This is a genomic window from Mesorhizobium sp. LMG 17147 (genome assembly GCF_024297145.1).
GTDB lineage: Bacteria > Pseudomonadota > Alphaproteobacteria > Rhizobiales > Rhizobiaceae > Mesorhizobium.
The window spans coordinates 126,140-152,231 of the sequence record NZ_JANCTC010000004.1 but is presented as its reverse complement, the minus strand read 5'-3'; the positions used below and the strand labels follow the sequence as shown (position 1 = coordinate 152,231).

Sequence of the window (26,092 nt, the reverse complement as noted above, 5' to 3'; positions counted from 1 at the left end):
CCATAGCGTCGCTTATGCACTGATATAGTGCAGCAATCGTGACGACATTCCAAATGTTTGGGTGAAGCTGCTAATCTCCCCCCTTGAGGAGGAGATGGCCGGCAGGCCAGAGGGGGTCGCCGAGCGTGAGACGCCAGCCTCCTCTGTCTGCGATACGTGAGGCGCCAGTCTCCTCCGTCTGCGATAAGGGTCGTGTCTGGACGTTCCGACCCCCTCTGTCGCCTTCGGCGACATCTCCCCCTCAAGGGGGGAGATACCGCTTCACCCAAACTTCCCCGTGCGCGGGAACCCCTTCGGCACTATGCGGCCGGCCGAGGCGCGGGCGCCAATCCATTCGGCAAGCTCGTCACGCGATTTGGTAAAGGTGCGGTCTGCCGAATCCTGCCAGGACAGGCCGCTTGCGAGCGTGAAGGTCTTGAGGTCGAGGACGCCGCCGTCCTTGTACTTCTGCAGGCGCACGCCCTTGCCGCGCCCCATCTCCGGGATCTCGGCCAGCGGGAACACCAGCATCTTGCGGTTCTCGCCGACGATGGCGAGATGGTCGCCGGCGACGCTCACGCAGCGCTGGGCCTCGTCAGGCGCCTTGACGTTCATCACCTGCTTGCCCTTGCGGGTGTTGGCGACGACTTCTTCTTCCGGCACGATGAAACCGTTGCCGTCATGCGACACCAGCAGCAGCTTGCGCTTGGGATCGTGGACGAAGGCGGTGACGATATCCTGGTCGTTGTCCATGTCGACGATAATGCGGATCGGCTCGCCATGGCCACGCCCGCCGGGCAGCCGGTCGGCGCCGATCGTGTAGAACTTGCCGCCGGTGGTGAAGACCAGCACCTTGTCGGTGGTCTGGGCGTGGAAGGCGAGCTTGAGGCTGTCGCCTTCCTTGAAGGTCAAGGCCGAGTGGTCGGTCAGATGGCCTTTCATTGCCCTCAGCCAGCCCTTTTCCGAAACGACCACGGTGACCGGCTCGCGCTCGATCATGGCGTGGGCGATATCGGTCAGGTCATGCTCGGGTGCGTCGGCGAACTCGGTGCGGCGTTTGCCGATGTCGGTCTCGGGCCCGTATTTCTGGCGAACATTGGCGACTTCCCACTTGATCGTCGCCCACTGCTTGGCGTCGGACGCAAGCAGTGCCTCGATCTGCTTCTTCTCGCCGGTCAGGCCATTGAATTCCTCGCGGATTTCGAATTCCTCGAGCTTGCGCAGCGCCCTCAGCCGCATGTTGAGGATGGCTTCAGCCTGGGTGTCGGTGAGTGACCAGCGAGCCATCATCACTTGCTTGGGCTCGTCCTCCTCGCGGATGATCCTGATCACCTCGTCGATGTTGAGGTAGGCAATCAAATAGCCGGCGAGGATCTCCAGCCGCCTCTCGATCTCGCCGAGGCGGTGCTTGGAGCGGCGGATCAAGACGTCGCGGCGGTGCTCCAGCCATTCCTTGAGCACACCTTTCAGCGACAGCACGTTCGGCACCTTGCCGCGCGACAACACGTTCATGTTGAGCGGAAAGCGGCTTTCGAGCTCGGTCAGCTTGAACAGCGATTCCATCATGATGCCGGGATCGACCGAGCGGCTCTTCGGCACCAGCACGACGCGGATGTCCTCGGCGCTCTCGTCGCGGATATCCTCGAGCAGCGGCAGCTTGCGTGCCATCAAGAGCTCGGCAATCTTTTCGATCAGCCTGGCCTTCTGGACGCCATAGGGAATTTCGGTGACGACAATGTTCCAGGTGCCCCTGCCCTGATCCTCCTGGCTCCATTTCGCCCTGACGCGAAAGCCGCCGCGACCCGTTTCGTAGGCTTCGAGGATCGAGGCTCGGCTGTCGACGATGATGCCGCCGGTCGGGAAATCCGGCCCCTGGACGAAGTCCATCAGCTTGGTGACGGGCGCATCCGGATGATCGATCAGGTGAAGCGCGGCGTCGCAAAGCTCGGCCGCATTGTGCGGCGGAATCGAGGTCGCCATACCGACGGCAATGCCGGACGAGCCGTTGGCGAGCAGATTCGGGAAGGCGCCGGGCAGCACCGCCGGCTCCTCGTCTTCCTCGTTGTAGGTCGGGCGGAAATCGACCGCGTCCTCGGTGATGCCTTCCAAAAGCAGCGTCGACACTTCGGTCATGCGCGCTTCGGTGTAGCGCATGGCGGCGGCGTTATCGCCGTCGATATTGCCAAAATTACCCTGCCCGTCGACCAGCGGGTAGCGCATGGAAAAATCCTGGGCCAACCGCACCAACGCGTCGTAGATCGACTGGTCGCCATGCGGATGGAATTTGCCCATCACCTCGCCGACGATGCGGGCGCATTTGGCAAAACCCTGGTCGGGGTTGAGCCGCAACAAGCGCATGGCATGCATGATGCGACGATGCACCGGCTTCAATCCGTCGCGCACGTCCGGCAGCGCCCGATGCATGATGGTCGACAGCGCGTAGGCGAGATAGCGCTCTTCTAGCGCCTTCTTCAGATCGACCGGCTCGATATTGTCGCCGCCGCCACTCTCGGGCGGCAAAAGCCTTTTTCCCATGGGCTGCCACTAGCCGAGCGGGTGATTCGCGGCAAGAGGCACCGGTATGCCTCCTCCTAAAGTGCGTCGCGTTCGACCGGCCTCATGCGACGCTTTAGGTCCTTGTTTTGATGCATGTCGTCATCGCAAAACCGCAGCACACTTTGCGCGACGTCCATTATGCAACAGGAATTGGAAGCGTCGCGACGCCGGCCAACATCAACCCGTTACATCCTGCTTCTATCGCAAGCCTGATGGATCGGGTTTGCCTTTGGCCGCGATTTTCCATCATTGTGCCGAGGCCCGCCTTTTTCCGGTCCAGTTCGTCGCCGAATGGTGACGACGCGACGATTTGAAAAGAATTTCAAGACACTCTCAGGGGAGCTCTCGATGACGATCAGACACTCGACACTTATTAAAAGACTGGCTTTTTCGACCTTTTTGCTGGCGCTGCCGCTGAATGCGGCATTCGCCCAGGATACCGCGGTCGCCGACCGGCTGAAGGCTGCCCTCGCCGCCCAAGGTGTCGACCTCTCCTGGACCGGAGTAACCGGCGACACCTCCAGCATGGTTCTGCAAGGCGTAGCGGTCAAACCTGCGGCCGAAAAGGAGGCGCTCAAGATCGGCGACGTCAAGCTTGAAGGCGTGACCGAAGCCAATGGCGGCTATCAAATCGCGACCGTATCGACGTCGCCATTCGAGCACAGCGAAGATGGCGTCACGCTCAATCTCAGCCCTTTCGTCATCCACGACATGACGGTTCCGGCCGAAGGCGCAACCGGTCCGCTGGGCTCGCTGATGATGTACAAATCGGCCGAGCTCGACAACATGACAGTCAAAGTGGCTGACAAGACTGCGTTCTCGATGGACGGGCTTGCCATCGCAATCACGCCGCCGGCCGACGGCAAGGCCATGGCGTTTTCCGGCACCACGGAAAAATTCACTGCCGACCTGACACTGGTCGAAGATCCGAAGTCCAAGGAAGTCATCAACGCGCTCGGCTACCAGAACATAACAGGCAATCTGGAGATGGAAGGCACCTGGCAGCCTACCGACGGCAGGATGGACCTGTCGAAATACGAAATATCGGTCGACAATGCCGGCACGCTCGGCATGACCTTCGATCTCGGCGGCTACACGCTGGACGTCATCAAATCACTGCAGGAGATGCAGAAGAAGATGGCGGCGCAGCCCGAAGGCGCCGACAATTCGGCGCAAGGCATGGCCATGCTCGGGCTGCTGCAGCAGCTTTCGTTCAACAGCGCCTCGATCCGCTTCGACGACGATTCGCTGACCAAAAAGGTGCTCGATTATGCCGGCAAGCAGCAAGGCATGTCCGGCAAGGACATTGCCAACCAGGCCAAGGCGATCGTGCCCTTCGGCATGGCGCAGCTCAACAATCCGGAACTGACGGCGCAGGTGTCGGCTGCGGTCAATAAGTTCCTCGACGATCCGCAAAGCATCGAGGTCTCGGCCGAGCCGCCGGCGGCGGTGCCGTTCGCGCTGATCATGGCGGGCGCCATGTCCAACCCGCTCGACCTGCCGAAAACGCTTGGCGTGACGGTTACGGCAAACGAAGACTGACCGAGATCCCAAAGCAAAAGCCCGGCAGCGATGCCGGGCTTTTTTATGGATCAACAGCATCGGTTCGGAGCGTTTCCTAAAGCTCTTTCTTCGTCGCCACGACGCGCAGCGACAATTCGCGAAGCTGCTGCGGGCTGGCCTCCGACGGCGCGTTCATCAACAGGTCATAGGCCTGCTGGTTCATCGGGAACATCGTCACTTCGCGCAGGTTCCTGGCGCCGACAAGAAGCATGACGACGCGGTCGATGCCGGCCGCCATGCCGCCATGCGGCGGCGCGCCATACTGGAAGGCGCGGTAGAGGCCACCGAAGCGCTCCTCGACCGTCTCGCGGTCCAGCCCGACCGTCTCGAACGCCTTGACCATGGTTTCGGGCAGATGGTTGCGGATGCCGCCTGAGGCGATCTCGAAACCATTACAGACCATGTCGTACTGGAACGCCTTGATGCCGAGCAGATCCTCGCCGTTAAGCGCATCGATGCCACCTTGCGGCATCGAGAACGGATTGTGCGCGAAGTCGATCTTCTTCTCCTCCTCGTTCCATTCGAAGAACGGGAAGTCGACGATCCAGCACAGTTCGAAGCGATCACGGTCGACAAGATTGAGCTCCTCGCCGGCGCGGCTGCGCGCCGCACCCGCGAAGGAGACGAATTTCTTCGGGTCGCCGGCGACGAAGAAAGCGGCATCGCCATCGGCAAGGCCGAGTTGCAGGCGGATCGCCTCGGTGCGCTCCTCGCCGATGTTCTTGGCCAGCGGCCCGGCGCCTTCGAGCTTCTCGCCCTCCTTGCGCCAGAAGATGTAGCCGAGGCCGGGCTGGCCCTCGCCTTGCGCCCATGAGTTCATGCGGTCGCAAAAGGCGCGAGACCCGCCGGTCTTGGCCGGAATGGCCCAGACCTCGGCCTTCGGATCGTTGGCAAGGATGTTGGCGAATACCTTGAAGCCGGATTCGCGAAAATGATCCGAGACGGCCTGCATCTCGATCGGGTTGCGCAGGTCCGGCTTGTCGGTGCCGTATCTGCGCATGGCGACATCATAGGCGATGCGCGGAAACTTCTGCGTCACCGGCTTGCCGGCGGCAAAGGTCTCGAACACCCCCCGCATCACCGGCTCCATGGTGGTAAACACATCCTCCTGCTCGACGAAGCTCATCTCCATGTCGAGCTGGTAGAATTCACCCGGCAGACGGTCGGCGCGCGGGTCCTCGTCGCGGAAGCACGGCGCAATCTGGAAGTAGCGGTCGAAGCCGGACACCATGATCAGCTGCTTGTACTGCTGTGGTGCCTGTGGCAGCGCATAGAAAGTGCCGGGGTGGATGCGCGACGGCACCAGGAAGTCGCGCGCGCCTTCCGGCGATGAGGCGGTCAGGATTGGCGTCGAGAATTCGGTGAAGCCGACCTCGCCCATCAGCTTGCGCATCTCGGCGATGATTTTCGTCCGCGCCACGATGTTCTTGTGCAGCGTGTCGCGGCGCAGGTCGAGGAAGCGGTATTTGAGGCGGATGTCCTCCGGATAGTCCGGCTCGCCGAACACCGGCAACGGCAATTCCCTGGCCGCCGACAGCACTTCGATCTCGCGCGCGAAAATCTCGATCTCGCCGGTCGGCAAATTGGGGTTCACGGTGTCGGCGAGGCGCGCCTTGACCTCGCCGTCGACGCGGACGACCCATTCGCCACGCAAGGTCTCGGCGATCTTGAAGGCAGGCGAATCCGGATCGGCAACGATCTGGGTCAGACCGTAATGGTCGCGCAAATCGATGAACAGCAGTCCGCCATGGTCGCGCACGCGATGCACCCAACCCGACAGGCGAACGGTCGAGCCGACATCGACCTTCCTCAACTGGGCACAGGTATGGCTGCGGTAACGATGCATTGTCATTCTTAAAGTCCGGATGTTGGGTTACGGCCGAGGCATGATGGCCCAGCCTGAAAATTTGCGCGAAAAGCACATGAGAGGGTGCATTTGTCAAGGCAAGCGGCGCTTGGGGCATCTCTGGCCCGACCTTTAGGGTTGAAGCCTTTGGCGCCCATGGCGCGTTGCTGCAAAAAGTGTTTCTTGGGACGATCCCTTCGTCAAACGATTTGGAGACGCTTGATGCCAAAACGCACGCTCCCACCGGGTGTTGGGCCACACAATGGCCGCGAATTGGAAATGATGCTTCAGGGCGAGAAACCAATGGCCTTGTTCGCAGCGGAACCAGGCATGGACGCCGGCGATATTGGCGACGCGCTTTTCAAACCCTTTGTCGATGACGGCCATATTCTCAAATTCTCCTACATTGACCCTGGAACTTCTGTGGAAGAACGCCGCTACTGCCTGCCGACAGAGGAATGGCGCTGCAAGCTCAGCCTGTTGATCTCTCAAATGTGCCGCGACGGAGAAGCCTTTGACGTGTTCACAAGGAATGATTTAGCGAGGCTAGAAGGAACTCTTCTTGGCTACCCAAAGGACAGCATTGAAGCGTTCATCTCCCATGCAGGGTCGCTGAAATTCTAAATTCCAGAAACAGCTTAAGCCATTTTTGCCGGGTCGACGCTGATGCTGCCGGTCTTCATCGTCGTCAGACGAGAGGTTCACCACCCTCATCCCTTCACCCCGCCCGCCGTGAGGCCGGAGATGATCTTGCGCTGGAAGATCAGGACAAGGATGACGAGCGGCACGGTGACGATCACCGATGCGGCCATGATGTTGCCCCACGGGATCTCGAACTGCGAGCTGCCGGAGAGCAGCGCTATCGCCACCGGCACGGTTCGCTGCTCGTTGCTGGAGGTAAACGTCAGGGCGAACAGGAACTCGTTCCAAGCGCCGATGAAGGCGAGGAGCCCGGTGGTCGCCAGCGCCGGCCACATCAGCGGCAGGAAGACGCGGCTGATGATGATCCAGGGCGTGGCGCCATCGAGGATCGCCGCTTCCTCCAGCTCGATCGGCAGGTCGCGAACGAAGGCGGTGAGCACCCAGACGGTGAACGGCAAGGTGAAGATCATGTAGGACAAGATCAGCGCGAATGGCGAATTGTAGAGGCCGAAGATGCGGATTAGCTCGAAAAGCCCGGCAAGCACCGCCAATTGCGGGAACATCGAGACGGACAGGATGATGAGGAGCAGTGCCGAACGGCCTCTGAAGCGGATGCGCGCCAGCGCATAGGCGGCGGTGATGCCGAGGAACAGCGAAATGAAGACGACGGCGCTCGAGATGAACAGCGAGTTCACGAGATTGCGCAAAAAGGCCCCCTCGGTGAACACGGTCCTGTAGTTGCTAAAGGTAATCGCCGTCGGCCAATAGTCGATCTGGAAGAGCGCCGTCCCCGATTTCAGGCTGGTGATGATGGCGTAGTAGAACGGGAACACCGCGACAACAACGATAACGGCGACGAGGAGGTAGAAAGCCGTGCGCTTGACGATCCACATGGTCACTAGCCCCCCATGATCAATAGTCCTTGTCCAGTCTTATCCGGCCGAGCCAAAGAACGAGCATGGTCAGTAGAGCGAGGATAAGGAAGAGCAACGTCGAGGCGGCGGAACCGGAAGCGAATTTGTCGAACTCAAACAGGCTCTCGCGGGCAAACACCGACATCGACTTGGTGTGTATGTTGTTTGGCGTAAGCACGTAGATCAGATCGAAGATGCGCAGGGCATCGAGACCGCGAAAGATCATGGCCACCATCAACGCCGGTCGGATGAGCGGCAAGGTGATCTTCCAGAAAACTCTCCACGCGCCGACGCCGTCGAGCTTGGCGACCTCGTAGATTTCTTGTGGAAGCATCTGGAGGCCGGCGAGAATGAGAAGCGCCATGAACGGGGTCGCTTTCCAGATATCGACAACGAGGACGGCGACCATCGCCGTGTCGGCGCTGGCGGTCCAGGCGATTTTTGTACTGATCAGGCCGAGCTTGAGCAGGACGTCGTTGATGATGCCGAATTGGTCGTTGAGCATCCACTGCCACATTTTCGCCGAGACGATCGTCGGGATGGCCCAAGGGATTAGAATCGCGGCACGTACGATACCGCGGCCGCGAAACCTGGCGTTGAGCACCAGCGCGACGATCATGCCGAGCACCGTCTCGCAGGTCACCGAAATCACCGCGAAGCGCACGGTGTTCCAGACAGCGCGCCACCAGACCGGATCGGCGAGCAGCCCGTCGTAGATGACGCGGCCGCTCGGCATTTGCACGACGGAGAAATAGTTGGCGAAGCCAACCCAGCGGCGGGCTTCGAGGTCGGCGAGCGAGGCATCGGTGAAGCCGAAATAGATCGTGCGCATCAACGGCCAGCCGGCAACGGCGGCGAGCACGATGAGCATCGGGGCAAGCAGCAGCCATGCCGATCGCACACGCTGACGCGCCAGCAGCGAGCCTGAGTGCGGCGAGGTCACCAGGCGGTGCCTTTGAGCCTGGTCAAGGAGAACTCCAGATCGGCAAGGTTGTCGGCGGCCGTGCCCTCGCCGGAAATGGTGTTGTGGACGGCGGTCCAGAACTCGCTCGATGCCTCATTGTACCTGCTCTTGGCTTGGGCCGAGGGACGCGGCACCGCGTTGAGGACGACTTCCTTCCAGCGCGGAATCACCGGCTGGGCGCTGGCGATGTCGGCATCGTCATAGAGTGCCTGGATGGTCGGCAGATATGCCCCCTTCAAGGCGCGGTACTTCTGCATCTGCGGCGAGGCGATCCATTTGACCAGATCGATCGCTGCATCCGGGTTCTTCGAATATTTGGAAACCGCGAGATTCCAGCCGCCAAGCGTTGCTGCCGGGCGGGCGCCCTCGCCCGACCCCGGCGGCAGCGTGGTCACCTCGAACTTGCCTTTGATGGGGGAGCTTTCGCTGTTGCCAAGCGCGTAGGCGTAGGGCCAGTTGCGCATGAAGACGGCGTTGCCTGTCTGCCAGACTCCGCGCGACTCTTCTTCCTGATAGGCCAGAACGCCGGGCGGCGAGATGGTTCCCACCCAGCTCCTCGCCATTTCCAGCGCCGCAGCTGCTTGCGGATTGTTGATGGAGATCGTGCCATCCGGCTCGATAATCTGGCCGCCGCCGTTCGACTTCACCCATTCGAGTGCATCGCAGGTCAGCCCCTCATAGGCGTTGCCCTGGAAAACGAAGCCCCACATGTCCTTGCTGCCGGCGTCGCGCTCCTTGTCCATGACAAGCTTGGCGGTGTCGGCAAGCTCGGCCCAGCTGGCCGGGACCCTGGCGCCGTATTTGTCGAGGAGATCCTTGCGGTAGTAGAGCGCCGGAGCGTCGGTGAATATCGGCAAGGCGACCAGCTTGCGGTCCACGGTCTGCGATTTGATGATCGATGGGAAATGGGCGCCAACGACATCCTTGGTCGCTTCGGTCAGGTCGATGAACTGCCTTGCAAGCTGGGGGGCCCAGATGATGTCCGTTTGATAGACATCGACGTCGCTGCTTCCGGCGGCGAGCCAGAGCCGGTATTGGCCAAACTGGTCCGTCGCCGACGGAGGCAGCGGAACGACGCTAACCTTGTTGCCGGTCTTCTTCTCGTATTGATCGAGGATCTCGCGAAGGATTCTCTGGCCGTTGCCGGTATCGCCGGACACCATGGCGAGGTCGACAGCCCGCGCCGGCCCGGCCGCCAGAACTGCGGCCACGGCAAATGCCGCAGATGCGGAATGAAATTTCATGATGGCGGACCTCCCTTTGGAGCTTCAGGCCGGGCAGCAGAAACCACATCGATGCCCAACACCGTCTCCGCACACCGGCAGCTCACAAGACGCGTATTCGCCCACCAGCACTGAACTACAAAGATACGCCTTGGTTCCAACACGGAGGGTCCGCGCCACGCGGCAGCCCCGGCTGGCCCCAATGCCACAGGGAATTGCCGCTGGCATTGGCGAAGGCGATGGTTCAAGAAGGGATCAACGACAGGCTTTCCTTCATGTCTTCCATCCGCCCGCTGATCCCCCTTCTGATCGCCGCCGGCATCCTGCTCGGCGGCAACGGCCTGCAGAGCACGTTGATTGCGCTGCGTGGTGCGCAGGAGGGTTTTCCCGCTTCGTCGATCGGCCTGATTGGCACGTTCTATTTCGCCGGCTTTTTGCTTGGCTGCCTGGCCGTTACCCGCATCATGAAGTCCGTCGGCCATGTGCGCGCCTTTTCGGCACTGGCGGCGATCGCCTCGGCGGGGACGCTGCTTCTGGTGCTGGTCATCGATCCGGTGATGTGGTGCGCCGTGCGCTTTGCCGGCGGGTTCTGCTTTGCCGGCTTGTTCACAATCATGGAAGCCTGGCTGAATTCCGGCGTCACCAACACCGACCGGGCGCGGGTGCTTGCCATCTACCGGATGGTCGACATCGGCTCGGTGACGGGCGCCCAGTTCCTGATCCCGATCTTCGGCGCCGGCGGCTTTGCCATCTTCGCCATCATGTCGATCATGATCACGCTCTCGCTGGTGCCGGTGTCGCTCGGCGACCGTTCCAATCCTGCCCCGCCCGAAGAGGTCAAGCTCGATTTGGCCCGCGTCTGGCGGATCTCGCCGCTCGGCTGCTTCGGCTGTATCGCCGTCGGCGTCACGAACAGCGCTTTCCGCACCCTGTCGCCGGTCTATGCCGAGCAGATCGGCATGTCTGTCGCCGACGTCGTCACCTTCGTCAGCGTCGGCATTTTCGGCGGCGCCATCATCCAATACCCGCTCGGCTATCTCTCCGACCGCTGGGACCGGCGCTCGGTGCTGCTGATGACGACGTGCTGTGCGATGGTGGCGGCACTGGCCCTGGCGTTCGTAGCAGGCGGCAGCCCGTTCCTCAACTTCCTGCTCGTCTTCATCTTCGGCTGCTTCGCCATGCCGCTCTATTCGCTGTCGGCGGCGCATTCGAACGACCGCGCCGACAAGGGCGAGTTCGTGCTGATCAACGCAGCCTTGATGCTGTTTTATTCCTTCGGCGCCATCGGCGGGCCGTTCGCAGCCTCGACGGTGATGCAATTTTTCGGGCCGAGCGCGCTGTTCGTGTTCAGCGCCACCGTCTATGCGATCTTCGTGGCCGTCATCCTTTACCGGATGCAGGCGCGCTCCGCCGTGCCGGCCACCCATCGCAGCCGCTTTACGGCGCTGTTGCGCACTTCGACGGTTTTTGCCCGGTTGGCGAAGCGGAATGCCGATCCCGATGAACCCGCAAAGCCTGGATAGAGGTGCTTGCGCTTGACGAAAGCGCGCGCGGCTGAAATTGAAAGAGACCCTATCCCTTGCCAAAAGTGATTTGATGCACGTCATCACCACTCAGAAAGAACTCGAGACCGCTATTGCCGCTTTCGAAAAGGCGGAATTCGTCACCGTCGATACCGAATTCATTCGCGAAACGACCTTCTGGCCGATCCTGTGCCTGATCCAGATGGCAGCGCCCGGGGTGACGGCGCTGATCGATCCGCTGTCGCCCGACATCGACCTGAAACCGTTCTTCAGGCTGATGGCCAACGAGGCGATCGTCAAAGTCTTCCATGCGGCGCGGCAGGACATCGAAATCATTGTGCATCTCGGCGATCTGGTGCCGCATCCGGTGTTCGACACCCAGGTCGCGGCAATGGTCTGCGGCTTCGGCGACAGCGTTTCCTACGACCAGCTGGTGCAGCGCATCACCGGCGCGCGGCTCGACAAGTCCTCGCGCTTCACCGACTGGCGCCACCGTCCGCTGTCCGAAAAGCAGCTCGACTACGCGCTCGCCGACGTCACCCACCTGATCGAGGTCTACAAGCATCTCAGCGCCGAGCTGGTGCGGGAAAACCGCGCCCACTGGCTGAACGAGGAGATGGACGTGCTGACCTCGCGCGAGACCTACGATCCGCATCCCGAGGATGCCTGGAAGCGGCTCAAAATGCGGCTGCGCAAGCCGCAGGAACTGGCGATCGTGCAGGCGGTGGCGGCCTGGCGCGAACGCGAAGCGCGCGAGCGCGACGTGCCGCGCGGCCGGGTCCTCAAGGACGATGCGATCTACGAAGTGGCGCAGCAGGCGCCGCGCGACGCTGCGGCGCTGAGCAAGCTGCGCACCACGCCGAAGGGCTGGGAACGCTCTTCGACGGCGACGGCATTGCTTGGCGCAGTCAACGCTGCCCTTGCCCTGCCCAGGGAAGAGATGCCGAAGCTGCCGAAGAGCTTCCAGCCGCCGGAGGGGTCCAGCGCCGCGGCGGAGTTGCTGAAGGTGCTGCTGCGGATCGTTGCCGAAAGGGAAGGCGTCGCCTCGAAGGTACTCGCCTCCAGTGACGACATCGACCGCATCGCTGCCGAGGGCGAGGAAGCCGACGTGCCGGCATTGCAAGGCTGGCGGCGTGCCGTTTTCGGCGAGGCCGCGCTCAAGCTGGTGCGCGGCGAACTCGCCATCAGGTTCGACAAGCGCAAGATCGCGGTGTTCGATTTGTAGCCTTGAGCTTGCTCAGACTAAGCCGAGCAGATGCAGCGCCACCCATATCCAGCCAAGTGCGAGAACGACCGCGCCCAGGTAGAATGCCCTGCTGCGCAGGATTAGCCGATTGCTGGTCAAGTGGACCGATGCGTGAAGATAGCGGGAGACGACAAAGATCCAAATCAGTGCCAAAGTCAGATAATTGACGCCATTGGTCACGTGCAGCGTCAAGCATAAGACGTAGAAAAGCACCGGCAGTTCGAACTGGTTGCTCAGATTGTTGGCGACGGTGATACTGGACCCAGGCTCCGTCGAGCGCGTCTTGAACTGGCCGGTCTTGGCTTCGCCCGATCTGACCGCGCCATGGCGGCGCCGGCCCATTACGACATAGACGATATAGACCAGCAGCACCTGCGCCAGCATCGGCCAGAAGATCGCGGTCTGGTTCAAGACGCCCCCTGTCGTTGTCACCCAGCCTTCAAGGCCGTTTCTGAGCCATCAGAATGAAAGCCGCAATAACGGTTCCCGGTATCGCCAGCAGGGCGAATTTGGTGACGATCAGCGCCGAGGCGAAGGATAGCGAATCCGGATTGGCCGACAGAAAATCGGACAAAAGACGAGCCACGGCGATGTTCTGGGCATAGTCGGCGAGCGTGTAGGGCAGCACCAGCACAGCTGCGAATGTCGCCTGCGTTTGCGCAGGCAGTGCATGGAAATTCTTCAGCCGCCGGCCCGTGGCCAGGATCAGGCTGACCATCGTCAGCGACAGCAGCGCCGGAAACAGCAGGTCGAAGGTCAGGTAATGCCAGACGAGGATAATCTCGCTGCCGCGCCGGCCGAGAGCCGTTAGCCAGGCCATGCCCTCATCCGGAGTGAAACCGGCATAGCGCATGTCGAGCGACGGCAGACCGCCGCTCAATCGGCGAAAATAGAGGAACTCCATCGCCGTCATGATGATGAAAACCGCCACTGTGGCGACACAGAGTGCGGCCGCGTGGCGCGACAGCCGCAGGATCATTGCCGCCAGATTGCGCCAAGACGCATGACGGTCAGGCTCCGCCAGGATAATTCGGGCTTTCGCGGGTAATCGTGACGTCATGGGCGTGGCTTTCACGAAGTCCGGCATTGGATATCCGCACAAAAGTGGCGCGCTCGCGGAAATCGGCAAGGTCGCGGCCACCGACATAACCCATAGCGGCTTTCAGGCCGCCTGCAAGCTGGTGCAGCACGCCAGACACAGGTCCTTTGTACGGCACCTGCCCTTCGATGCCTTCCGGGACCAGTTTCAGCGTGTCGCGCACCTCGGCCTGGAAGTACCGATCGGCGGAGCCGCGCGCCATCGCGCCGACCGAACCCATGCCGCGATAGGCTTTGAAGGAGCGGCCCTGATGCAGATAGACCTCGCCGGGGCTCTCGTCGGTGCCGGCCAGCAGCGAGCCAATCATCGCCGCGCTGGCGCCGGCGGCCAGCGCCTTGGCGAGATCGCCCGAATATTTGATGCCGCCATCGGCAATAACCGAAACGCCCGATTTCTGCGCCGTCTCGACTGCCGACATGATTGCCGAGAGCTGCGGTACGCCGACGCCGGCGACGATGCGGGTGGTGCAGATGGAGCCTGGTCCGATGCCGACCTTGACCGCGTCGGCGCCGGCATCGATCAGCGCCAAGGTGCCTTCCGCGGTGGCGACGTTGCCGGCCAGGATGCGAACCGAGTTGGACAGCTTCTTGGCCCGCGTCACGGCATCCAGAACGCGCTGCGAATGACCGTGCGCGGTGTCGATCACCAGAAGGTCGACGCCGGCATCGATGAGGCGCTCGGCCCGCTCGAAACCGTCATCGCCGACACTGGTGGCGGCGGCGGCGCGCAAGCGCCCCTGCGCATCCTTGGTGGCGTGCGGGTTGAGCTGCGACTTCTCGATGTCCTTGACCGTGATCAGCCCGACGCAATTGCCGTCCCGATCGACCACAACCAGCTTCTCGATGCGGTGCTGATGGAGCAGCCGCTTGGCCTCGTCCTGATCGACGTTCTCCTTGACCGTGATCAGGTTCTCGCGGGTCATCAGCTCATAGACCTTTTGCGCCGGATCGGACGCGAAGCGGACGTCGCGGTTGGTCAGGATGCCGACGAGCCGGCCGACCGTGTGGCCGCCGGCGCCGCCGTTCTCGACCACCGGAATGCCCGAAATGCTGTAGGTGCGCATCAGGCCCAGCGCATCGGCAAGCGTCGCCTCGGGACCGATGGTGACAGGGTTGACCACCATGCCGGATTCGAATTTCTTCACCTGCCGCACCTGCTCGGCCTGTTCGGCCGGCGAGAAATTGCGGTGGATGACGCCAATGCCGCCGGCCTGGGCCATGGCGATGGCGAGCCGCGCCTCGGTAACCGTGTCCATGGCGGCCGACAGGATCGGCACGTTGAGGTCGATGTCGCCGGCGATGCGGGTGCGGATGTCGGTCTCTCCGGGCATGACCTCGGAATGACCCGGCTGCAGCAGCACGTCGTCAAAGGTCAGCGCCAATGCGCCGGTGGACGTCTCGATGATTTTTGCCATGGCCAGCCCTCGGAATGCAGGAAAGGCGCTCGCCCTGATGGACAGCGCCGACTCGTCTTCTTCCCTTTCAGGATTGGCGCTGGCTCGTAACACGTCCCGTCGCCGTTGAAAAGCCGATGGTTGTGTAGTGGCAAAGCTGCATTGCCGCAGGTGCTGCACGACTTGCGGTCGCACAAACGTGACGGCAAATTAATGCGACATCCGGGCCAAGGCATGATAACCGCCCTACGTATCGGTTTGGCCCCAAGGCCGGCAAGTAATCGCGACGCACATTTCAAGGCCGGATCCATCGTGAACCGCACCATTCCGCTTATCCTGGCGGTCGCTCTCTTCATGGAAAACATGGATTCGACCGTCATTGCGACATCATTGCCGGCGATCGCCATCGACATCCACAGCAGCCCGATCGCGCTCAAGCTGGCGCTGACCGCCTATCTGGCATCGCTGGCGATCTTCATTCCGATCAGCGGCTGGATGGCCGACCGCTTCGGCGCCAAGAATGTCTTCCGTGCCGCGATCGCCGTGTTCATCGTCGGTTCGGTCGCGTGCGCCATTTCCAATTCGCTGCCGGCTTTCGTGGTCTCACGCTTCCTGCAAGGCATTGGCGGCGCCATGATGACGCCGGTTGGGCGTCTGGTGCTGGTACGCGCGACGCCGAAAGGCGAACTCGTTGCCGCCATGTCGTGGCTGACCGTCCCGGCTCTGGTCGGCCCGCTGGTGGGCCCGCCGATAGGCGGCTTCATCACGACCTATTTTTCCTGGCACTGGATTTTTCTGATCAACGTGCCGATCGGGCTGATCGGGATCTGGCTGGCCACGCGTTTCCTGCCAAAGACCGACGCCGCGCAGACGCCGCCGCTCGATTTCACCGGTTTCGTGCTGAGCGGGTTGGCGGCATCGGGCATCGTGTTCGGCCTGTCGGTGGTCAGCCTGCCGGCTCTGCCGCCCGCTACCGGCTTTGTCACCGTAGCAGTCGGTCTGGCGTCGGCGGTGCTCTATCTGCTGCACGCGCGGCGCGCCAAGAATCCGCTGCTGGCGCTCGAGCTGTTTCGCAATCGGGTGTTCCGCTCGTCGGTGCTCGGCGGCGGACTGTTCCGCATCGGCATTGGTGCCGTACCTTTTCTTTTGCCGCTGATGTTCCAGATCGGTTTCGGGTTGACGCCGTTCCAGTCCGGCATGATCACCTTCGTCTCGGCGATCGGCGCCATAGGCATGAAATTCGTCACCGCGCTGATCTTCAGGGTCGCCGGCTTCCGCCGGGTGCTGATTTCAGGCTCGCTCATCGCTGCCGCGTCCATCGCCATCAACGGCCTGTTCACACCCGACACGCCCTATGGGCTGATCCTCGCCATGCTGCTCGCCGGGGGCTTCATCCGCTCGATGTTCTTCACCGGCATCAACGCGCTTGCCTACGCCGAGATTTCGGTCGCCGACACCAGCAAGGCGACGCCGATCACGGCGGTGTTCCAGCAGTTGGCGATCGCGCTCGGTGTGGCGCTGGCCGGCGGCATCCTGGAAGTGTCGACCACGATCCATGGCGGCCCGTTGACGCTGGCCGACTTTCACACCGCCTTCTTCATCGTGGCGGCGGTGTCGGCGGCGGCCTCGCTGTCGTTCATGCGGCTGGCGCCGGACGCCGGCAATGCCGTGTCTGGACATGGCCGGCTGACACCGCCAAAGACCCTGGAGCCGGTGAGCCCGCCGGGGAGTTGACCTTTCCTCGTGCTTACGGACGCCGGAGGGACAGCGCCCCCCTCTGGCCTGCCGGCCATCTCCCCCACGTGGGGGAGATGGACGTGATGTCGGTTTCACCAATCTCCAGCGTTGCAGGATTAGGCGGCGCGCCGAAGCTGCCAATCTCCCCCCTCGTGGGGGAGATGTCCGGCAGGACAGAGGGGGGCGCGAAGGACCGCTACAGAGCGATTTTCACGCCGTGCCGTTTCCGCCTTTAAAATCTTTCGCCAAGAGATAGAGCTCCACCGATTCGTCGCGCGAGGCCGGCGGCTTGACGTGATGGACCGAGCGGAAATTCCGCTTGAGTCTCGCCAGCAATTCGTTCTCGGCGCCGCCCTGAAACGTCTTGGCGAGGAAATGTCCGCCCGGCTTCAATACCGACAGCGCGAAATCGGCCGCCACCTCGCACAGATGCATGGTGCGGATGTGGTCGGTCCGCTTGTGGCCGGTGGTGGGTGCGGCCATGTCGGAGAGCACGATGTCCGGCTGACCGCCCAGCGTCTCGGCCAGCTTCTCAGGCGCCTGCGGATCGAGGAAATCCATCAGCAGCACCGGCGCGCCCGGCACCGCGTCCATCTCCAGGTAATCGATGCCGACGACGTTCGGGTGTTCCGCGGTAGATTTGGTACGTGCGGCGGCGACCTGGCACCAGCCGCCGGGTGCCGCACCAAGGTCGATCACCTTCATGCCGGGCTTGAGCAAATGGTGCTTGTCGTCGATCTCGATCAGCTTGTAGGCGGCGCGCGAGCGATAGCCGTCGGCCTTCGAGCGCTGGACATAGGGATCGTTGATGTGGCGCTGCAACCAACGGCGCGACGATTCCTTCAAGCCGCTTTTCTTCTTGATCTTCGTCTTCAGCACGCGAATGCCGGCGGAGCTCGGTCTTTCCGGTTTTTTGGTCATTGCTTGATTACTTGTTTGAGCATGATCTTGTCCGAAAACCGGCAGCCACTTTTCGGGATCATGCTCTGCCCCGCCCGCTGTTGCGCCAGACGCCGTCATCGGCCATCAACTCGCTCAGTATGCCCTCGCGCAGGCCGCGGTCGGCGACACGCAGCCGTTCGGACGGCCAGACGGCACGGATCGCCTCCAATATGGCGCAGCCGGCCAGAACCAGGTCGGCGCGGTCGGCGCCGATGCAAGGGTTGGCGACGCGCTGCTGGAAATCCCAGCCGACCAGCTTTTCGACCATGCGGTCGACGCTGTCGCGATCCATCCACAACCCGTCGACGCGGCGGCGGTCGTAACGTTCGAGATCGAGGTGGACGCCGGCCAGCGTCGTCACCGTGCCCGAGGTGCCGAGCAGATGGAATTTCGGGCTGGACAGGAGATGGCTCAGCCGGTCGCGCCCGTCGAAGGCGCGCAGCCGCATTGCGACATCCTCGACCATGGCGCCAAAGATCTCGCGCGTCACCGTGCGGCCGCCAAAACGCTCGGCCAGCGAGACGACGCCGACCGGCAGCGACGTCCACGACACGATGTGGTTGGCGAGCCTTGGCGAGCGCTGGCCGGTAAGGTCGATCAGCGCGATTTCGGACGAGCCGCCGCCGATGTCGAACAGCACGACGCCTTGCGTGTCGCGCTCGACCAGCGAGCCGCAGCCCGACACCGCCAGCCGCGCCTCGGTCTGGCGGTCGATGATCTCGAGCTTCAGGCCGGCCTCGCGCTCGACGCGTTCGAGGAACTCGACGCCGTTGGCGGCGGTGCGGCAGGCCTCGGTAGCGATCAGCCTGGCCTTCCTGACCTTGCGGTTGCGCAATTTGTCGCCGCAGATCTTCAGCGCCTCGACCGCGCGGTCCATTGCAGCCTCGCCAAGCCGGCCATTGGCGGTAAGGCCCTCGCCCAGCCTGACGATGCGCGAGAACGCATCGATGACGCGGAACTGGCCATGGCGCGTCGGCACCGCGACCAGCAGACGGCAATTGTTGGTGCCGAGGTCGAGCGCGGCAAACACCGGCAATTGCTGCAGCGGTGGCGGCGTGCGGGCACCTTGCCCCGGCCTTGGCAAGGCAGGAGGCAATTGCGCGATTGAAGCCGATTGCGCGATGGAGGACTGCGGCGCGATCGAAGCCGCCGGCTGGGGCTGGCGAGCGGTCGGGGCCCCGCCGGCGGCGGGCACCGAAGTGCCTGTTATCACCGGACGAGCCTCGTCGCGTGCGAAAACCTTGCGCCCGCGCCGCCGCTTGCGCCGCTTCTTGGGTTTGCCGTTCTGATGCGGGCCGTTCTGACCCTTGTGATCGTGGGACGTGTCGCCAGCCTGTCCATTGCCGGACCGGGGCTGCACCTGACGGCCGTAGCGTCCGGCGGCTGGGTTTGCCTGGCCGGATGGCGGCGGCGAACCCCTGGACACGCCCACTTCCGGCGCGCCAGCGCCGGCTTCGTGGTCTTCCACTGTCGTTCCTTCCGGCGCCGCGCGAACCGGAGACCGGACGCAGCAGGCGCTTTTACATGTTCAAGTTGCGGCCAGACTATCAGCGCCGGGCCGGATCACCAAGAGTGCAAGGGCCGAATTTTGCCGGGGGCATGAAGGGCGGCCACGTTGGGGATCCCTTCTCCCCTTCTTGTGGGAGAAGGAAAGACGCCAGCGCTACAGCGCGCCTTCCCGGTTGAATAGCCGGCTTCAATGAGGCATTTCTGAAATGAACCATTCGGGATAGCGGGCGGTTTTCCTGCTGCGAACCGGATAACGGGTACGGGCTGCAACGCATGATCGTCAGGCAATGAACTGGAGCCGCTATTTCTGGCCCGTCATCGGCGTCGCCGCGGTGGTGTTCTCGCTGTGGCTGTTGCTGCACGAATTGCGCGGCATCTCGCTCGACGACGTCTGGGACGGCATAGTCGCCATCCCGGCGCGCGGCTGGGTGCTCGCGGCGCTGAGCTCGGTCGTCGCCTATGCCTCGCTCGCCGGCTACGACCACATCGCGCTGCTGCATATCGGCAAGAAAGTATCGTGGCTGTTCGTCACCTTCTGCTCGTTCACCACCTACGCGCTGTCGCACAATATCGGCGGCTCGGTGTTTTCCGGTGCGGTGATCCGCTACCGCGCCTACGGCACCAAGGGCCTGTCCGGGCAGGATGTCGGCGTTCTGGTGGCGATCTGCTGGATCACCTTCGTGCTGTCGACGCTGTTCGTCTCAAGCATCGTCCTGCTGCTCGAGCCTGAGGTGATCGACCGGTTTTCCGGCACGCCGCATCACCGGCTGGCGCAGGCGGCCGGCCTTGCCATGCTGCTCGTGGTGGCGGCCTATGTCTTCGGCAGTTGGCTGCATCTGAGACCCCTGAGGATCGGCAGCTTTCAGCTGCACTACCCGGCGCTGCCGATCGTGGCGCGGCAATTGCTGGTCGGCCCGATCGAGCTGCTGGCGGCGGCGGCGATCATCTTCTTTGCCCTGCCCGCCACCGGCAATCCCGGTTATTTCGTCGTGCTCGGCGTTTTCCTGGTGTCGTTCTCGATCGCGCAGATCTCGCATGCGCCGGGCGGGCTCGGCGTGTTCGAGGTGGTGTTCCTTGCGGGCTTGTCGCATATGGACCAGGTCGGCGTACTGGCGGCGCTGCTGGTGTTCCGGCTGTTCTATCTGATCATCCCGCTGCTGATCGCGCTCGGCGTGGTGCTGTTTTTCGAGCACTCGCAATACAGCCGCAGCGAGAATTGAAGGCGCCGGAAGACGACGATTGAACGCCGACACAGGGTTGACTATTTTCCGGCGGCGGCTACAAGGGCCGCGCGGCTGTCTGGCGGCCCACCCTGCGCGACAAGCGCCTGCTGGGGAATAGGTTAACGGTAGACCCACGGACTCTGACTCCGTTAGTCCTGGTTCGAATCCAGGTTCCCCAGCCAACAAGCCAAATCAGAGACTTATGGCGATCGGGATTTTTCGTTTCCTGCGATTTCGTGCCGCGACACGCCACACTGTTAGCCGCTATCCAATTTGAACGACGGCAGGCGGCTGGTCCGCATCCGCTGCGGCTACTGCAAGAGCTCTGCAATTATTTCCCCGATGATCTGATCCAGATTTTTGGCGATGTGGACATCAACTCGCTGGCCTACCGAATGAAAATGCGAAGACGGCAAGGATCACGGCAGGCCGGAAGCGGAGCCATTTTCCGCGACCAAGCGCGAGGCTGTCGGCCTTCGTGTCCGCCGGCTGGGAATCAATCGTATTCCGGTATGGAGTGACGGATCGTAGGCAGGCTCTTGTGGCAAGACGGGGCCGCCCCGCTCGTATTCAAGCTCCTTCTGGCATCTTGTAAGGCTTGATGTATCCTCGACGTTCTAAATCGGCCCGGTCCTCGATATTGGCCCCGTAAAGCTGTTGTCGAAGGTCCGATGCCTGATCCGGCCATAGTTGTTCTGCAATTTGCATCTTGTGGAGCACCGAATAATCTCGGTATGGAGAAGGAAATCTGGTTAGCAATAGAAACATTGCGCCAAAAATACCGCAAATAAAGACATAGACAACGATTATCTTACTGTAAACTCCAAGAGATGACGCGATCCATATTTCCTTCATCAGAAGCATATTTATTGCGTACACGCATGCTATTACTACAATCAACAACATCAAATAAAAATATACGAAATATTTGGAAGCATCCGAATGAAAACCTGTAAACACCAGATGTGGTATATTCGATGGAAAGTATTTTCCGAGGGCAGTCTCTGGAATCAAAGCTGACTGCATAACATTGAGTATACCCCGAGGAAAAATCCGCTTGAGAAGGTGGGCTATAGCCCCGTCGACGATTGCTATGTTGGCCTGGAGGGTGGCCGCGTATATTCCGAGCGTGCTTGATATAGCGAGAAGAGATTCCGCAACACCTGGAGAGCTTTTAATAGAAATTCCATAGACGCTAACATCGGTTCCTAGGTGAAAGTAGTTCGCAACCAAAAAGGTAAAAAGTGATATATTTAAAATGGTGAATTTCCCACTTGACGACTTAAGATGATCCCTTCTGGCAACAAGCAAATCCAGCAACGATCGATCCAGCTTGCCGATATCATCGTCGTCTACAAGTTCGAGGTCGTGGTCAATGATCTGGGCAGGACTCAGCCAGCGTCGCGGGAACATCGCATTGTAGCGCTTGCGTTCCCGAAGCCAAAAACCGAGGCGAGCAAAAGGAAAGCTGCACCAGAACCAAATTCGGTTCCAGGTTCGCGTCAGGACCGCACGCCTTTCGCTGCGCTGCTCGATAAGTTCACAGTGTCCCCCCGGGCCTTCTGGTCAGGATGCAGTGCCGGCGTCACCCCCGCAAGGGCGGCCTCGCGATTCCCACGGTCTATATCAATTCCCGCTTCGGCACTGAATTACGGTGACAATGCACTTTTTACATGCCGCCGCCGCCGTGGCATGGTGCCCCTTACCGGCGTTCCCGGTCTGCCGCACCCCAGCGCCGCACGGGCGAGCCAAAGTGTTTTCACGTCCGGAGACTATGTATTCCACAAGAACTGCTCATCGAGGATTGCCGCGTCGCCGACGTCGCGCTTTTGCACCCGTGGGCCGAGAGTATCGCCGGGCAAATCGGCAAAAGCCGTGAGAACTCGGAAAACGAGGCACGCGGCGAAAAGAAATTAGTGCACCGTCACCGTAATTCCTAAAACCTCTCCGGCAACCCTTCTACTCCCCGAGAATGGACGTCGGCGGGCGTGCCGAGGTTATCGGATCGGCATGACGAAGGACGATCCTCCACGCGCCTTCCTCGCGCCGGAATATGGTGGTGACTCGAAGCGCAATTGGCACCAGTTTGTTGCCACCACCGACCTTGGATTGGAACCGCTCGACCTCGATGATGTATCCCAAGTCGGCAGTCGCATACTCCGAGATGCGCTCAAAGCCGATGGCCTTGCCCTGCCGGTAATTGGTGGCGGCCCGTTCCATGGTCTCAACGGCCTTCCTCCATCCCTTCGCCGGCGGGCCAAAGGGATTGGCAATAATGACGTCGTCCTGTCGCGAATAGAGGTTTTTCAGGGGCTCAGGATCGCCCTTTACGAAGGCATCCAGAGCCAGATGATCCTGCTCGATAAACTTCGTCAGGTCGGAGGCTAACATCTCAACATCGCCACATGACTAAAAAGAGAACTCTATCACGCGCTTCATCCGCCCTTCGCCTAGGCGTTCGCGCTGGTGTCCGGAGTATAGATCAGAATTACGGTGAGTGCACTTTTTACCGTCGCCCCCGGTCGCATGTGCACCTTGCCGGCGTTCCCGGTATGCCGCATCCCCAGCACCGTTCGGGCGAGCCAAAGTGTTTTCACGTCCGAAGACTATGTGTTCCACAAGAACTGCTCATCGAGTATTGCCGCGTCGCCGATGTCGCGGTTATCGATGCACCCGTGGGCGGAGCATCGCCGGGCAAATCGGCAAAGCCGTAAAACCCGGAAACACGAGGGCAGGCGGCGAAAAGAACATAGTGCACTGTCACCGTAATCGCCAATTTCGGAACGGGTTCGTAACGGCGTTTGAAGAAAAATAGATGCGCTCGCTTGCATCTGTTCCCCGGGATATCGCTGATCAACGAACCGATACAAAGTTCGATCGAATTACGGTGGCAGGGCACTTTTTGCCATGTCGTCCCCGCCGCATGGTGCACCTTGCCCGCGCTCCGGTCTGCCGCATCCCCCAGCACCGTATGGCGAGCCAAAGTGTTTTCACGCCCGAAGACCTTCTGCTCCACGGTCCTGGGGCTTGCATAGCCGATACCGTCAGCTGTGCCGCCGAGTGTGACGCGATGTCGATTGTCTCTAGCGCTCTGTTGAACCGCGCAATTGGTGCCAGCGCGAAAGTGCTAGCACCACGGGACGCACACCCTGTGTCCTCCCACGGTTCCAAGCTGAACCGGCGGAGGAGGCGAAGGCAATGGTGGCAGTGGCGGGAGGTTCGGCAAGTGTGCATTTGGGAGCGGCGGAAAGTTCGGTAACTGCACGTTGGGCAGTGGAAGATTTGGGATGTTCAGGATCGGGTTCCATGGCAGCCGCACTGGACCTCCGGGCCGGATCTCAAGCGGATTTCTGATGATGTTGGCCAAATCCCCGCCAATTCCAAGACTGATCAGGATTTGGTCCCGGGCGCGCGGCAGCAGAGCGTTGGGACCGCCGAAGGGCGTGCCACGCAGCAACCTACTGGCGTCGATGTGGGTTACTTGGTCGGGCAGGATTTCTGTCAGACCGCCGGAAAGATAAAACTCACCGGTATCGATGATGTCCTGAGCAGGCTGGAACCCCTGTTCGCAGTCTTGAAATCCGCCATAGATCTCGGAAATGGCTTGATCTCGTTGCGATGAAAGGTCGTTGATTATTTCAACAAAGTTGACGGTCTCGACATTGCCGTTCTGATCCGATTGAGGGAAGTTCTCCGGATCGAAACCTTTCATGCGAGCCGCAGCAGCCAGCTTAATGTAGTAGTCGATGGTGCGCTGATATTGTTCCCTGACGGCTTGGTCGGATCTACCGGCCGCCTCTCGGCATACGTCTGCGGCAATACATTGCCCGGAAAAAAAGGCAGATAGGGCGATTATGCCCACAACAAAACACTTCGACTGCATCTCAGCACCCGCCGAAAATTTTCTTCGGATCCTTAATTATGCAAGCCACATCCCCTCCGATCCCCAGACCCTTCAGGAGGTCGTCGCGCGCCTTCGGCAAAAAGGCATTAGGTCCGCCAAATGGCTTTCCAGCCAAGATTTCACTGACGTCGACATGCGTAAATCGAGGCGGCAGAATCGCGGAAAGCCCTCCTGTGGCAAAGAAAACGGCTGCATCTGTGACTTTCTGTGGCGTCTTGAGTCCCTGATTACATTGCTCTACGGCATCGTTGACCTGTTTGTAGGCCGCCGCCTTTCCTATAGCGGCTTTGCTGATGGCATCGATCAGATCGAGAGGTTCAACCCTGCCATCAGATAGCACAACCGGGTAATTTCTTGGATCAAACCCCTTTGCTTTTAAGCCATCCGCAATGCGCATCAACATGTCGATCTTTGGGTCGTAAATGTCGTTAATCTGCTTGTACCCCTGGTCTCCAGCCTGCACGCATACGTCGGAAGCTGCGCGCGCTGGACTACAAAACGTAGCGGCGGCCCAGACGGCTAATACAAACGAGGTGGATCTCCTGCGCATCACTTGCACCCCTTTGCGACGATTTTGATACCTAGACCGTTCAGGAACTTGATTACATCATTGTTTGGACCAGGACCGCATGACAGGTCGTTACCGGCATTTTTTAATATCTTCACGAGGTCATTGTTCGGGCCAGGGCCATTCTTTAGATCATTGATCATCGTAGTAACCGCCTTCACTATCTCATTATTTGGGCCGAACGGCTTATCCTTGGAGAGTTCCTTTGCGATCTGCGCAAGACCCAATATCAACAACGCCGTGGCCGGCTCGATATCCCCGCAAACCCCCTGCTCCGTACAGACTTGAGCAACTACCGCAAGTTCATCGGCCTTTACCATAGAGTCAACACAAAATACTGTTGGCAACAAAACATAAACCAATGCCCCTGCGATTTTCATTTCATTTTAACTCCGATTTCGATCATTATCCACTTCGGATCGGGCACATCAAGTTCATAGGACAGCCTGCCTGGGACTTCTCGACCAGTCTACGAAAGGTGATTGCGCCCCCCGCCGAACCAGCAACGAATGCTCGATCCCAAGTATTCTTCGAACACTCGCCAGGGCCGCCTCGTTCACTTCGATATACGCGACGATGTACCACTCGCCGTTTTCTTCCCTGGCCATGCCCATCGGCTCGGCGCGCCATTTCAGCGCGCCGTGGTGCGGCATGAAGTAGGTTTCCTGGACCCCGCCGACGGCGCTGAGGCCCTCGTCGAGAGCGTATTCCATCACGGCGCAGCACAGCTGCGTCAGCGTGCCCCTCAGTCCGGCAGTTCGCTTGTCGGGAACGACGAATGTGCGGGTCCATTCGGCCCAATCGGGACGCCTTGGGACGCCCGATTTTTCGCACATGTGAGAAAAAACCTCCGAGACCATGTGCGGCTCGCTCGTTGGGATCAATCGAGCCGAGGTCACCACGCGACCATCTTCAATACCAAGCAGGTAAGTCGCCGCGTCAGTATCGAATTGGTCTAGCTCGCGACCGTCCGGGCTCGGAGGGCGCCAATGTTTCTGGTGCACGAAGAAGTCGTGCCGCCGGCGCAGAAATTCGTCGAACTCGTTTTCGTAAAGATGCTTGTTGTGCGCATTGACTACGTGGGCCGTTATCATGGCGCGATCCCCCGATCGTTCTCGCAGGGATATTTGCAGCCGCGCTAATGTACGTCACCTGTCCGATAGGACAGTTGACGCGGCTAGTAGCAGGACGGTCGTCCTGCTCTAGCTCTTTGTTTCTTCGCATGATCTTATCCGAAAAATCTGCAACTTTTCGGGATCAT

At 60.9% G+C, this 26,092-nt stretch carries 23 protein-coding genes and 1 tRNA gene; 7 read left to right on the top strand and 17 right to left on the bottom strand.

Going from position 1 to position 26,092, the window contains the following annotated elements; translation table 11 throughout:
* Positions 1–261: 261 nt before the first annotated feature.
* Complete coding sequence (parC, locus tag NMG46_RS10140; RefSeq protein WP_254817527.1) at positions 262–2,514, bottom strand: DNA topoisomerase IV subunit A; 2,253 nt, start codon at positions 2,512–2,514, stop codon at positions 262–264.
* Between the two features lie 369 nt (positions 2,515–2,883).
* Between parC and NMG46_RS10135 the strand changes: the two genes are divergently transcribed.
* A complete protein-coding gene (locus tag NMG46_RS10135) occupies positions 2,884–4,077 on the top strand; it encodes a hypothetical protein (RefSeq protein ID WP_254817526.1) in 1,194 nt (397 codons plus the stop codon).
* Positions 4,078–4,153: 76 nt separating this feature from the next.
* Here NMG46_RS10135 and aspS read toward each other — a convergent pair whose 3' ends face one another.
* Positions 4,154–5,944 (bottom strand): aspartate--tRNA ligase, encoded by a 1,791-nt coding sequence (gene aspS / locus NMG46_RS10130; protein ID WP_254817727.1) that lies wholly within the window; start codon positions 5,942–5,944, stop codon positions 4,154–4,156.
* A gap of 222 nt (positions 5,945–6,166) precedes the next feature.
* Between aspS and NMG46_RS10125 the strand changes: the two genes are divergently transcribed.
* The gene (locus NMG46_RS10125; protein ID WP_254817525.1) at positions 6,167–6,568 is read left to right on the top strand and encodes a hemin receptor; all 402 of its coding nucleotides are present in this window, start codon (positions 6,167–6,169) and stop codon (positions 6,566–6,568) included.
* An 86-nt stretch (positions 6,569–6,654) separates the two neighbouring features.
* Here the strand turns inward: NMG46_RS10125 and NMG46_RS10120 are convergent, their stop codons facing one another.
* The 3 genes from NMG46_RS10120 to NMG46_RS10110 all read right to left on the bottom strand — a co-directional run bounded on the left by NMG46_RS10120 (position 6,655) and on the right by NMG46_RS10110 (position 9,708).
* Positions 6,655–7,479: a carbohydrate ABC transporter permease gene (locus NMG46_RS10120; RefSeq protein WP_254817524.1), complete on the bottom strand. Its 825-nt coding sequence runs from the start codon at positions 7,477–7,479 to the stop codon at positions 6,655–6,657.
* A 19-nt stretch (positions 7,480–7,498) separates the two neighbouring features.
* A complete protein-coding gene (locus NMG46_RS10115) occupies positions 7,499–8,371 on the bottom strand; it encodes a carbohydrate ABC transporter permease (protein WP_254817726.1) in 873 nt (290 codons plus the stop codon).
* Positions 8,372–8,439: 68 nt separating this feature from the next.
* Positions 8,440–9,708 (bottom strand): ABC transporter substrate-binding protein, encoded by a 1,269-nt coding sequence (locus tag NMG46_RS10110; protein WP_254817523.1) that lies wholly within the window; start codon positions 9,706–9,708, stop codon positions 8,440–8,442.
* A 254-nt stretch (positions 9,709–9,962) separates the two neighbouring features.
* Here NMG46_RS10110 and NMG46_RS10105 point away from each other — a divergent pair, with 254 nt between their 5' ends.
* Positions 9,963–11,210, top strand: coding sequence for an MFS transporter (locus tag NMG46_RS10105; protein ID WP_254817522.1), 1,248 nt, complete (start codon positions 9,963–9,965; stop codon positions 11,208–11,210).
* Positions 11,211–11,283: 73 nt separating this feature from the next.
* Entirely contained in the window at positions 11,284–12,435 is a 1,152-nt protein-coding gene (rnd, locus tag NMG46_RS10100) for a ribonuclease D (RefSeq protein ID WP_254817521.1), read from the top strand.
* 12 nt (positions 12,436–12,447) lie between these two features.
* Here the strand turns inward: rnd and NMG46_RS10095 are convergent, their stop codons facing one another.
* Genes NMG46_RS10095 through guaB form a run of 3 tightly spaced genes read right to left on the bottom strand, consistent with a single transcriptional unit; the run spans position 12,448 to position 14,969 of the window.
* Complete coding sequence (locus tag NMG46_RS10095; RefSeq protein ID WP_254817520.1) at positions 12,448–12,867, bottom strand: MAPEG family protein; 420 nt, start codon at positions 12,865–12,867, stop codon at positions 12,448–12,450.
* A 28-nt stretch (positions 12,868–12,895) separates the two neighbouring features.
* On the bottom strand, positions 12,896–13,435 hold the full coding sequence (locus NMG46_RS10090) for a hypothetical protein (protein WP_254817519.1): 540 nt from the start codon (positions 13,433–13,435) through the stop codon (positions 12,896–12,898).
* A 31-nt stretch (positions 13,436–13,466) separates the two neighbouring features.
* The gene (gene guaB, locus NMG46_RS10085) at positions 13,467–14,969 is read right to left on the bottom strand and encodes an IMP dehydrogenase (protein WP_254817518.1); all 1,503 of its coding nucleotides are present in this window, start codon (positions 14,967–14,969) and stop codon (positions 13,467–13,469) included.
* 291 nt (positions 14,970–15,260) lie between these two features.
* Between guaB and NMG46_RS10080 the strand changes: the two genes are divergently transcribed.
* Complete coding sequence (locus NMG46_RS10080; RefSeq protein WP_254817517.1) at positions 15,261–16,682, top strand: MFS transporter; 1,422 nt, start codon at positions 15,261–15,263, stop codon at positions 16,680–16,682.
* A gap of 213 nt (positions 16,683–16,895) precedes the next feature.
* On the opposite strand, the gene NMG46_RS10075 is transcribed toward NMG46_RS10080, so the two are convergent.
* Together NMG46_RS10075 and NMG46_RS10070 are read right to left on the bottom strand one after the other, a co-directional pair.
* Entirely contained in the window at positions 16,896–17,606 is a 711-nt protein-coding gene (locus NMG46_RS10075) for an RlmE family RNA methyltransferase (protein ID WP_254817516.1), read from the bottom strand.
* A 58-nt stretch (positions 17,607–17,664) separates the two neighbouring features.
* Complete coding sequence (locus tag NMG46_RS10070; RefSeq protein ID WP_254817515.1) at positions 17,665–19,095, bottom strand: Ppx/GppA phosphatase family protein; 1,431 nt, start codon at positions 19,093–19,095, stop codon at positions 17,665–17,667.
* 328 nt (positions 19,096–19,423) lie between these two features.
* On the opposite strand from NMG46_RS10070, the gene NMG46_RS10065 reads away from it, so the two are divergent.
* A complete protein-coding gene (locus tag NMG46_RS10065) occupies positions 19,424–20,356 on the top strand; it encodes a lysylphosphatidylglycerol synthase domain-containing protein (RefSeq protein ID WP_254817514.1) in 933 nt (310 codons plus the stop codon).
* 111 nt (positions 20,357–20,467) lie between these two features.
* Positions 20,468–20,541 (top strand) — tRNA-Gln (locus NMG46_RS10060).
* A gap of 388 nt (positions 20,542–20,929) precedes the next feature.
* Here NMG46_RS10060 and NMG46_RS10055 read toward each other — a convergent pair.
* The 7 genes from NMG46_RS10055 to NMG46_RS10025 all read right to left on the bottom strand — a co-directional run bounded on the left by NMG46_RS10055 (position 20,930) and on the right by NMG46_RS10025 (position 25,925).
* Positions 20,930–21,772 (bottom strand): hypothetical protein, encoded by an 843-nt coding sequence (locus NMG46_RS10055; RefSeq protein ID WP_254817513.1) that lies wholly within the window; start codon positions 21,770–21,772, stop codon positions 20,930–20,932.
* 546 nt (positions 21,773–22,318) lie between these two features.
* The gene (locus NMG46_RS10050; RefSeq protein WP_254817512.1) at positions 22,319–22,750 is read right to left on the bottom strand and encodes a DUF4440 domain-containing protein; all 432 of its coding nucleotides are present in this window, start codon (positions 22,748–22,750) and stop codon (positions 22,319–22,321) included.
* Positions 22,751–22,952: 202 nt separating this feature from the next.
* A complete protein-coding gene (locus NMG46_RS10045) occupies positions 22,953–23,375 on the bottom strand; it encodes a hypothetical protein (RefSeq protein WP_254817511.1) in 423 nt (140 codons plus the stop codon).
* Between the two features lie 111 nt (positions 23,376–23,486).
* Positions 23,487–24,242, bottom strand: a complete 756-nt coding sequence (locus tag NMG46_RS10040; protein ID WP_254817510.1) for a hypothetical protein — start codon at positions 24,240–24,242, stop codon at positions 23,487–23,489.
* 1 nt (position 24,243) lies between these two features.
* Complete coding sequence (locus NMG46_RS10035) at positions 24,244–24,813, bottom strand: hypothetical protein (protein ID WP_254817509.1); 570 nt, start codon at positions 24,811–24,813, stop codon at positions 24,244–24,246.
* On the bottom strand, positions 24,813–25,211 hold the full coding sequence (locus NMG46_RS10030; protein WP_254817508.1) for a hypothetical protein: 399 nt from the start codon (positions 25,209–25,211) through the stop codon (positions 24,813–24,815). Before NMG46_RS10030 ends, NMG46_RS10035 begins: the two co-directional genes overlap by 1 nt.
* A gap of 54 nt (positions 25,212–25,265) precedes the next feature.
* The gene (locus NMG46_RS10025; RefSeq protein ID WP_254817507.1) at positions 25,266–25,925 is read right to left on the bottom strand and encodes an acyl-homoserine-lactone synthase; all 660 of its coding nucleotides are present in this window, start codon (positions 25,923–25,925) and stop codon (positions 25,266–25,268) included.
* Positions 25,926–26,092: the final 167 nt, after the last annotated feature.